At 38.9% G+C, this 9,816-nt stretch carries 6 protein-coding genes and 1 pseudogene; 3 read left to right on the top strand and 4 right to left on the bottom strand.

Going from position 1 to position 9,816, the window contains the following annotated elements; translation table 11 throughout:
* The 3 genes from HRT50_RS15740 to HRT50_RS15730 all read right to left on the bottom strand — a co-directional run.
* A partial coding sequence (locus HRT50_RS15740) for a M20/M25/M40 family metallo-hydrolase (RefSeq protein WP_291616193.1) occupies window positions 1-1,491 on the bottom strand: 1,491 nt, incomplete at its 3' end.
* Between the two features lie 74 nt (window positions 1,492-1,565).
* Window positions 1,566-4,100: a M4 family metallopeptidase gene (locus HRT50_RS15735; RefSeq protein ID WP_291616191.1), complete on the bottom strand. Its 2,535-nt coding sequence runs from the start codon at window positions 4,098-4,100 to the stop codon at window positions 1,566-1,568.
* A gap of 429 nt (window positions 4,101-4,529) precedes the next feature.
* Window positions 4,530-4,889 carry a hypothetical protein gene (locus HRT50_RS15730; RefSeq protein WP_291616189.1) on the bottom strand — a complete coding sequence of 120 codons (360 nt, stop codon included), beginning with the start codon at window positions 4,887-4,889 and terminating at the stop codon, window positions 4,530-4,532.
* Between the two features lie 309 nt (window positions 4,890-5,198).
* On the opposite strand from HRT50_RS15730, the gene HRT50_RS15725 reads away from it, so the two are divergent.
* The 3 genes and pseudogenes from HRT50_RS15725 to HRT50_RS15715 all read left to right on the top strand — a co-directional run bounded on the left by HRT50_RS15725 (window position 5,199) and on the right by HRT50_RS15715 (window position 8,664).
* Window positions 5,199-5,708 (top strand): TlpA disulfide reductase family protein, encoded by a 510-nt coding sequence (locus HRT50_RS15725; RefSeq protein WP_291616187.1) that lies wholly within the window; start codon window positions 5,199-5,201, stop codon window positions 5,706-5,708.
* A 117-nt stretch (window positions 5,709-5,825) separates the two neighbouring features.
* The gene (locus tag HRT50_RS15720) at window positions 5,826-6,971 is read left to right on the top strand and encodes a M14-type cytosolic carboxypeptidase (protein WP_291616185.1); all 1,146 of its coding nucleotides are present in this window, start codon (window positions 5,826-5,828) and stop codon (window positions 6,969-6,971) included.
* A 166-nt stretch (window positions 6,972-7,137) separates the two neighbouring features.
* Window positions 7,138-8,664 (top strand): annotated as a pseudogene (locus HRT50_RS15715) (alanine/glycine:cation symporter family protein).
* 162 nt (window positions 8,665-8,826) lie between these two features.
* Here HRT50_RS15715 and HRT50_RS15710 read toward each other — a convergent pair.
* Window positions 8,827-9,816: AraC family transcriptional regulator (locus HRT50_RS15710; RefSeq protein ID WP_291616183.1), on the bottom strand; the 990-nt coding region annotated here is incomplete at its 5' end.

Raw genomic sequence — 9,816 nt, 5'->3', positions numbered from 1 at the left:
AGTACCTGCTTGAATATTAGTAATATCACATGATTCAGTATTGCCATTGGAAGTACTTTTACAGTCTTGCGTGGTTAGGCTGGGTTTTGCGCCAAATTTAACAAATAAATCAGCATCACCGGTACCACTTGAGGTTTTAAAGTTTAGCGCAGTTGCACCGGCTGGTACTTCTAGCGTATAAAATAATTGTTGCTTTTCACTAGCTGAAATAGCTGTTTTTGCAACACCATTTTGTAATTCATCAGCGGGGTTACCAGTACTATCGGTATCACCCTTTGCTAGCTCCCCGATATAAGACATTGATAATTTGGTAAAATTAACTATGTGATTAACATTGTAGGTAGAATCGTTATCAGTATGGATTTTACCGTTGATGTCATTCATTCTTGACTCAAAGGGCATTGAGGTGGCGTAACCTTCATTATGCCAAGATGCATGATCAGAGCAGCCATAACCACACTGGTCAAAGCCATAACTGATGCCCGGAAGGTAAGTATCAATAAGCTGAACTAAAAATTGATTTTGGCCATCGTTGGTATAATCTGTCATGAAAACAATATCTTTATCGGCACTGCCTTTGTTAGCTGTCATATCAAATTGCACCACACCAACAACACTACTTCCAGCTGCCTTGTAACTTTGTGCGATAGCCTTAGAGCCTCTAAGTCCAACTTCTTCTGCCGCATAAGCAATAATTTTAATTGTGCGCTGAGGTTTAAAACCGGTAGCGATAATAGCCCGTAAAGTTTCAGTAATTACCGCAATGCCTGAGGCATTATCATCAGCGCCAGGTGCTCGCCCTGTGTTTGGGTTACCACCATTAATCGAATCAAGGTGACCTCCAACAATGACAATTTCTTCACTGTTAGTCGTGCCTGTTATAGTGGCGATAACAGACGGTTGTTTCCAGCTATGCTGATAAAAATCGATACTGATGTCAGCACGTTCACTTGCCATATTCGACCATTTGTTTTTTAGCCAATTAGCTGCGTCTGCCCCTGATTGTTGTGTGTAATATCGATTGTGATAACTGGCGAGACTATCAATAGTTGCTGTGATATTGCTAGCGGTTAATTCGCTTAATAGTGAATCAACCGTCGTTGCATTATCAATTGAGTAATTAACAGCAACCATAGTGGATAACTGTGTTTGGGATTGGGTCAGTGCTTGGGTATATGCTTGTGCTTCAGCTAAGCTTTCATGGTAAAAAAAACCACCACAACGATTAAAATTCTCATGCATAAACTCACTCAATAGATCAATTTGTGATTCAGGTAGTTGGGCAATTGTCGTGGTAGGTAAACTCGCACTAGCCACACTCGCTATGTGCTGTAAATTAATAATACTTTGATATTTTCGATCAATTAATTTGGCGGCATCAGTACCAATCGAAATCCACACTTTTTTGTTAGTTGACTCTGCTTGTGCATTGGCAAAATTAGATAAAATAATTCCGCTAAATAAAAACAGTCCTGTTAGTAACTTATTCATATAAAAATCCTTGTATATCAAACTAAAGATAAAAAAAGAGGAGCGAATGCTCCTCTGAATTATCAATATTTAAACTATGGGTTCGCTTGTAATGTTAGCGTTAAGCCAGACACTGCTTGATAACCATAAACATCAATGTACCAAGTCCCTGCTGCTGGAGCACTAAGGCTACAGCTTTCAGTATTGCCATCTAAATACGGACGACATTCATACAAAGTAGACGTTGATTGAGCGCCGTGGCGAATGTATAAATCAGCATCACCGGTACCGCCTGAAATGTTAATGGTCATATTAGAATAACCCGCAGGTAATACTTGGGTGTAATGTTGCCATTGGCCCTGAGATACCGAGATATTATTCAAAGTATCGTTGATGGGATCATTACCACCGGTTGAACCACTGGTATAGCTACCCGTTAAAGTCACACCGCTAATAGCGCTCCATGCTTCAACCATTACATGATAAGTTCCGGCTTGAACATTAGTAATATCACATGATTCAGTATTGCCGTTGGAAGTACTTTTGCAATCTTGAGTGGATAAACTTGGCTTTGAGCCAAATTTAACATACAAGTCGGCATCACCTGAGCCACCTGATGTGGTGAAACTTAAATCAGTGGCATTAGCAGGTACTGCTAAGGTATAAAATAATTGTTGTTTAGCTGTACCTGAGATACCACTTTTAGCGACACCATTTTGTAACTCGTCAACTGGTGTAGTGCCACCATCACTGAAACTTGCTGTTAAACTAACGCCACTAATAGCACTCCATGCTTCAACCATGACATGATAAGTACCTGCTTGAATATTAGTAATATCACATGATTCAGTATTGCCATTGGAAGTACTTTTACAGTCTTGCGTGGTTAAGCTTGGTTTTGCGCCAAATGAAACAAATAAATCAGCATCACCGGTACCACCTGAGGTTTTAAAGTTTAGATTTGTTGCACCAGCGGGTACTTCTAGTGTGTAAAATAATTGTTGTTTAGCAGTACCCGAAATCCCGGTTTTTGCTATACCATTTTGTAACTCTACACCCGGAGTAGTGCCCCCACCAGGACATGTACCTACGCCTACTGCACACCACGCAGTTTCAACCGCAGTTTTTTCAGCTGTACCATATAAATCTTGGGCTGATTGTGCTGTGGCCGTTCTTGCACCAGAAAAGTCAGTGTTTTGGCTCATGTAAGTGGTTAATGCGCGATAGAAAATTTTCTCAGCTTTAGCCATACCAATACTAGGTACTTGCGCTGTTGATTTATTACGCGGATGAGTACCACCATCTACCAACAATACATAAGCTAAATTTGCTATACCTGAATTGCCATGCACACCACCTTGATCATTATTATTATTTGGGTTACTTACATAGGGAATACGTTCCGGCCACCAGTCTTTTGAGTAACCATCTTGTGTTGGGTTATTCATATAACGAAAAGCTTTACCCGGTTGATTATTATAAAGGTCATTACCTAATAGCCAGGTTGAAGTGGTTATGCCGTTTTTATAAGCTTCAGCTGAAAGACCTAAAATATCAGACCAAGCCTCGTTTAGGGCGCCAGAAGCGTTAGCGTATACAAGTCTAGCGGTATTACCCGTCACACCATGGGTTAATTCATGACCGATAATGTCAAAGTCTGCAGTAAAGTCGTTCATACCGTTTGATGCTTGGCCATACATCATTTGAGTGCCGGTCCAATAAGCATTAGCCACGCCCATATCAACACTTGAAATCATGGTCATACCGTTATTATCTAATGAGTCTCTGCCAAATTTACTTTGGTAGTAATCATAAACTTTGGCTGCGCCATCATGTGCTCGTTGGGCTGCTGCATTACCGCCACAACTTTGATTATTTGTACATAACAAGGTTCCAGGTGCTGAATTTGCTGAGCCGCCATTGAGTGTATGAGTACGCCAATTTTTTGCTGAGTGCACTTGGGGTTCACGTGTTAACACTGCAGATGAATTAGCATCAAAATAGATAAAGTCTCGGCCAAAGTCTTTATTACCATTGTCCCAAGTAACTTCTAATCGATAAGCTAATTTAGTTTCTTCACTTAATGGCAAATAAATATAAACGAGCTCTGGTGTTCCAGAAGTATTACCAAGGTTTTTGGCCGCAGCAAGTGCTTTTATAGCACCATTGTTATTACTAATGCTATTCATTACAGACATGGCATTGTTATGCGCTAGACGACCAGTTAAGCCATAAATAGTACTGGTAGCATTACCGTTATTTAAAGCACCTAAATTCGGGGTAGCATGAATAATCATGCTGGTACCATAGACCTTAAGGCCATTAATAGTCTGATCAAAATGCGTATGACTTTTACCAAGTTCATCAACCCATTGACGATGTATGGTAAAACTTTCATTGCCTTGTGCACCAAATTCGTTTTGACTTGAAATGATATCTTTTAATGACTGTACCGCTGACTTAGCTGTCATGTTACCAAGGTCACCAGTTACAAATGTGGGCACGCCATTTGCGGTTTGGTTTTTGATGTTCATGGACGTGACTGTTGTTGCTGATACGTTCATGGTTGCGGCAGCTATTGTTGCACCGACCACTATGGATAACTTAGTAACTTTATTATTTTTATACATTTGATACTCCGTAAATTTATTGTTCATTGAAGATTTATAACTTCAACGATATTTTTAAATAGTGCTTCCTTTAAATTTTAATCATCAGTGTTTACTGACCATTTCAAAGTAGCACTAATTTACTAAAGTTAACAAAATGTTAATCTCTGGTTAAATATTAACCTGGTTCGTCGTTGTAAGTTTATATTTACGATACTGTATTGTATGTTGTATACGTAAATAAACTGGTTGTTAATCATACAAATAGTTATGAGGGGACTATTTTGTATATTGAATTCTTATACATAAATATTAAATAAAAAGATCGCTTCTAAGGGGGGGGGATCGTTGGTTTTATGTTAATAATGATAAATGACGGCTAAAGATAAGCCGATGGTAGGACTAGATAATCATGCTGGAGATTTACTTTTAAAGGTAAAGTGTCATGCTTTATAATTGTGAGTGTTTCTGTGTTGTGTCTTTTGTGAGTTTTGTCAACTCAACAAATTCGACGGTAATCTTGCTGGTATTACTTGGATTATGGCCAGTTACTAAGGCAATAATCGTAGAGGATGAAGCATTGGCTCCTTTAGAAGTCACGATTAAAGATACCAATTTTCGCCACTTGCAACCGGTGAAACCACATTCAGCACCTAATTCCATTTGGTTAAATTCAACCCAATACTTAGCTAAAGGTTTTGTGGATAATAATTCAATTGTCTTTGGGTGCTTCATAACCGCTTCAATAGCAATGTCTTCAGCAAATACGGTGCTCGGAAATAACAACAATAACATGATAAAACGTTTCATAATGGCTCCAGTTAATTTATCGCCTACGAGAGACAGAATATAAACATTCAATTAACAAATCCACTTTGAATATCATATTTTAGTCGGTTTAAATTACAGCTGTTTATATTAGCCGATGATTTTCAGCTTAAAACACGGACTAATTTGCTAGTTAAGTAAAGATTATATTCCTAGGATAATAATCATTCAAAAAAATCATTCTAGCGGCTAGCAGCACAATTGGTTACAAAAGTAGGCCGTTTTTTAAAAATAAAATTGAAGCTTATCGGGTCTATTGAGCTAGACACAATAACTATTTCAGGAATTCCCTTGTTACGCAGCTTTTCTATTCAAGCAATTATTTTTTTAGTGGCCTTTCAACTGCTTTCTTTTTTACGAGAAACCAGCATGTTAGCAACTGATACGCCGCTAAGTGAAATTGTCAGTACAAATCAAGGTGTCAATATTGATAAGGTACCGACCTTGATGGGCGAGACAGTGTCGTTAAATGCCCAAGGTAAGACCACCATTTTGTATTTTTTCGCGCCTTGGTGTCAGGTTTGTCATGCTAGCATAGGTAATTTACAGGCCTTGTATCAAAAAAATGAGCAGCTTGACGTGATCGCCGTTGCCATGGACTTTACCAGTAATAAAGAAGTCATGGCATTTACTAGCCAACATCAATTAACTTTTCCTATTGCCTTGGGAAATGAAGCTATTAAACAAACGTTCGAAATCAGCGGATATCCCAGTTATTACGTTTTAAATGAAGAAAATGTGATTATTGGTAAATCTATGGGATATTCTTCAGAATTAGGGCTTTATTTACGCTCATTATAAAATCTTTTAGGCTGTTCTATATAGTGATCTGCCAGTTGTTTGTGTACACTGTGTTACTCAATTATTCATTGGCGTTATGCTGAGCAAATACGCCAAGCAAATTAAGAAATAATTATTATGCAAATTACTGACAATTTCGACAGCGGCAACATTCGCGTTATTGATGCATCTGATGCAAGCAACATTCAACTAGAAATAAAAAAAGACAACCAGTCTGATTTTTACCAATGGTTTCACTTTAAACTGCAAACTGACTTAACGGCTAATGGCGATCGCCTAGAGCATGTTATGCATTTAAACAATGCCGGTAAATCTGCTTATACAGAAGGCTGGGAAGATTACCAAGCCGTTGCTTCTTATGATCGTGAACATTGGTTCCGCGTGCCAACGCATTATGATGGTGAAAAGCTTACTATTACGTTAACGCCTGAATATGACTCAGTATATTTCGCCTACTTTGCACCTTACAGCTATGAACGTCATCAAGACTTAATTCATAACGCGCAAATGCATCTTGATTGTCAGTTACAAGTACTTGGTCAAACCCTTGATGGTCGTGACATGACTTTGCTGAAAATCGGTGAAGAAGGTGAGGGCAAACGTAATATTTGGATCACAGCTCGTCAACACCCAGGCGAAACTATGGCTGAATGGTTTGTTGAAGGCATGTTAGACCGCTTACTTGATGAAGATGACGGTGTTGCCCGCGCTTTATTAAACAAGGCCGTTTTCTATATTGTGCCTAATATGAATCCAGATGGCAGTGTCCGTGGTAATCTACGTACGAATGCTGTTGGCGCTAATCTTAACCGTGAATGGTTAGAGCCTACTATGGATCGCAGCCCAGAAGTTTTCCTTGTTCGTGAAAAAATGCTCGAAGTTGGTGTCGATATGTTCCTTGACGTGCATGGCGATGAAGCATTACCGGTAAACTTTGTTGCTGGCTGTGAAGGTGTTGTAAATTACGATGCCCGCCATAAAGCATTAGAAGATAAATTTAAAGAATTTATGGTTGCTATCACACCAGAATTTCAAGATGAACGTGGTTATGATAAAGATGAACCAGGTAAAGCATTACCAACGGTAGGCACTAACTGGGTTGGTAATCAATTTAAGTGTTTAGCTTATACCATTGAAATGCCATTTAAAGATAATGACCTGCTACCTGATTACAGCGTTGGTTGGTCTGATGAACGCAGTAGTTTGTTAGGACGAGATTTCTTAACAGGCGTTTATCATATGGTAGATGACTTACGTAAATAAGTAATAGATGAATAAGCACTAGGCGAATTTCTTAATATGAAGCATATTAAGGTCTTCGCCTTTTCTTTATCAAAGAAAAGCGTTGATGGTTAGGGAGTTAGCCATAACGTATAAATTAAGATTTATAAAATATTTAATAAAACAATAACAATCAAAGGAGTTAACTGTGCAAGATCTTGTCAATAGTATCAATGCCATCATTTGGAGCCCCGCGCTTATATACTTGTGTTTAGGTACTGGTTTATTTTTCTCAATAATCACCCGCTTTGTACAAGTACGTCAATTTAAAGAAATGATTCGTTTGTTGCTTTCGGGTAAAAGCTCAGAGAAGGGCATTTCATCATTTCAAGCGCTAGCCGTATCGTTATCTGGTCGTGTTGGTACCGGTAATATTGCCGGTGTTGCCGCTGCCATTGGTTTTGGTGGTCCGGGTGCTGTATTTTGGATGTGGGTTGTGGCCTTTTTTGGTGCAGCCACCGCTTACATTGAATCAACCAACGCACAAATTTATAAAGAAGAAGAAGACGGGGTCTACCGTGGTGGTCCAGCGTATTACATTGAAAAAGCCATGGGGCAAAAATGGTATGCATGGATTTTTGCTATTTCAACTATCGTCGCCTGTGGTGTGTTATTACCTGTTGTTCAGTCCAATGGTATTGGTGATGCATTAGTCAATGTGTTTGGTACCGGCGGCACAGTCCCTTCATTTTTAGGCGAGATAGCCTTAACTTAGGTGTATGCCGCGAGCTTTTTTGTGCTTATCCTAGGCTTTATCATTTTTGGTGGCGTTAAACGTATCGCCAACTTTACTCAAATTGTGGTGCCATTTATGGCGTTAGCCTATATCATTATTGCTTGTGTGATTATTGGTATGCACATTGATATTTTACCGAGTATATTCATGTCAATAATCACAGATGCATTCACACCTATGGCGGGTTTTGGTGCTGCAATTGGTTGGGGTGTTAAACGTGGTGTTTATTCAAATGAAGCAGGTCAGGGCACTGGTCCACATGCGGCGGCTGCAGCTGAAGTTGAGCATCCAGCACAACAAGGTTTAGTACAAGCATTCTCTGTTTATATTGACACTTTGTTTGTTTGTTCTGCTACTGCTTTTATGATTTTAATTACTCAATCTTATAACGTCTTGCCTGAAGGTAGCAGCACTTTTATTGTGCAGAACCTTGCTGCAGATGTAGTGATTAGCGGCCCAGCATTTACTCAGATTGCTGTCGATAGCGTGTTAACGGGTTTTGGTAAACCATTTATTGCCATTGCGTTATTTTTCTTTGCTTTTACTACCATACTTGCTTATTACTTTATTGCCGAAAACAATGTTTCTTATATCAACAGAACCATAAAAATTCCTGCTTTAAGATTTGTTTTAAAAGTCATCCTTATGTCAGCAGTATTTTACGGCACAGTAGCTCAGCCTAGTGCAGCTTGGGGCATGGGTGATATTGGTGTTGGTTTAATGGCATGGCTTAATATTATTGGTATTCTTATTATTTTCTTTATGGCTAAACCTGCGATAAAGGCACTAAAAGATTACGAGGCGCAACAAAAAGCCGGTGTAAAAAACTATACTTTTGATCCAAAAAAGTTAGGCATTACCAATGCTACGTTTTGGGAAGAGCGCTTTGATAAAGCTCAAAGCAAATCGCAAGCGTCAACTAAAGACAATGAAAGTTAAGCTAAATGAACTGTTCTGATTTGAGCTGTTCTACTTGAACTGAACAGCTCGATTGCTAAGCAAGATAAAGCCGCTCCTTATTTTTTATATGGAGCGGCTTTTTTATGTGCAGTGTTTACTTGCAAGTAGTGCTATTTGAAATGGGTACTACAGGAAATAAGACTATTGCTTGTCTTCAAGCTGTGCACGAAACTCTACCGGAGAAACACCGATATGTTTTTTAAAAGCCCGGGCAAAAGTACTGGGTGAACTATAACCTAGCTGATAAGTGATTTCGGTAATAGAAATACTGTTGATGGCTAATTGTTGCTTGGCCAATATTAAACGTACTGAGGTCAGTAGCGTCAAAAATGACTGTTTTTCTTGGCTCAATTTTCGCTGCAATGTGCGTTTACTCATATGTAATTTATAAGCTAGGGTTTCTTCTGTTGGGCAGCCTAAGGGTAATAGCTCATTAATTATCTTAATCACTTTAGCACTAGTATCGCCATTTGCCATAGAGGCAAGGTGCTTGTTGATAACCATTTCATTCATTACCACTAACTCAGCATCGTGGGTTGGTAGTGTTTCGGTTAACAGGGCTTTAGAAAATGAAATGCCATTAACTGCCTGGTTACCATAAACAGGGCATTGAAAATAGTCTTCATAAGCTTGTTTGCTTTTATCAATGACAAAGGTGAAGTAAACGCCCGTCGCAGGAATGTTTTTACCCGCCGCCAAACGAAACATCTTTAAGAAAAAACCAATACCTAGTTCAATAGAACAATGATGAATTTTTATTTGTTCTTCTAGTTTTAGGCGCTTTTGGTACTGAATTAATATTTCCTCACCGTTTTCACCATCCTGCTCAGTCAACTCAATTTGCATAGCGGTATTGATAAGTTGGCTGCTGGCAATAAAGCGTTTTAAACCGTCTTCTAAATTAGCACTGGCAAGCCAGGCCATGCCAATACTTTTTAAATAAGCTGGTTGAAATAATGACGCTGCCACTAAACCCAATTCATTATTTTTTGTCTCTTGTACCGCGAGTTTCCATAAAGTTGCCATTTTATCCATGGGAATACGACTATTGCCATCATCTGAGATATCAATACCTGCAGAGGTGAACACGGTTTTGGCTTCAACATCATAAATGGCAAGCACTTGGGCGAT

The sequence above is a fragment of the Colwellia sp. genome (assembly GCF_013215345.1).
Classification (GTDB): domain Bacteria; phylum Pseudomonadota; class Gammaproteobacteria; order Enterobacterales; family Alteromonadaceae; genus Colwellia.
Note: the sequence above shows the minus strand (reverse complement) of the source record. Positions and strands in the feature narration are given on the sequence as shown.

Bases quoted from the DNA above. Each gene is read 5' to 3' on its own strand.
- HRT50_RS15735 (WP_291616191.1), bottom strand. From the start codon at position 4,100: ATGTATAAAAATAATAAAGTTACTAAGTTATCCATAGTGGTCGGTGCA.
- HRT50_RS15730 (WP_291616189.1), bottom strand. From the start codon at position 4,889: ATGAAACGTTTTATCATGTTATTGTTGTTATTTCCGAGCACCGTATTT.
- HRT50_RS15720 (WP_291616185.1), top strand. From the start codon at position 5,826: ATGCAAATTACTGACAATTTCGACAGCGGCAACATTCGCGTTATTGAT.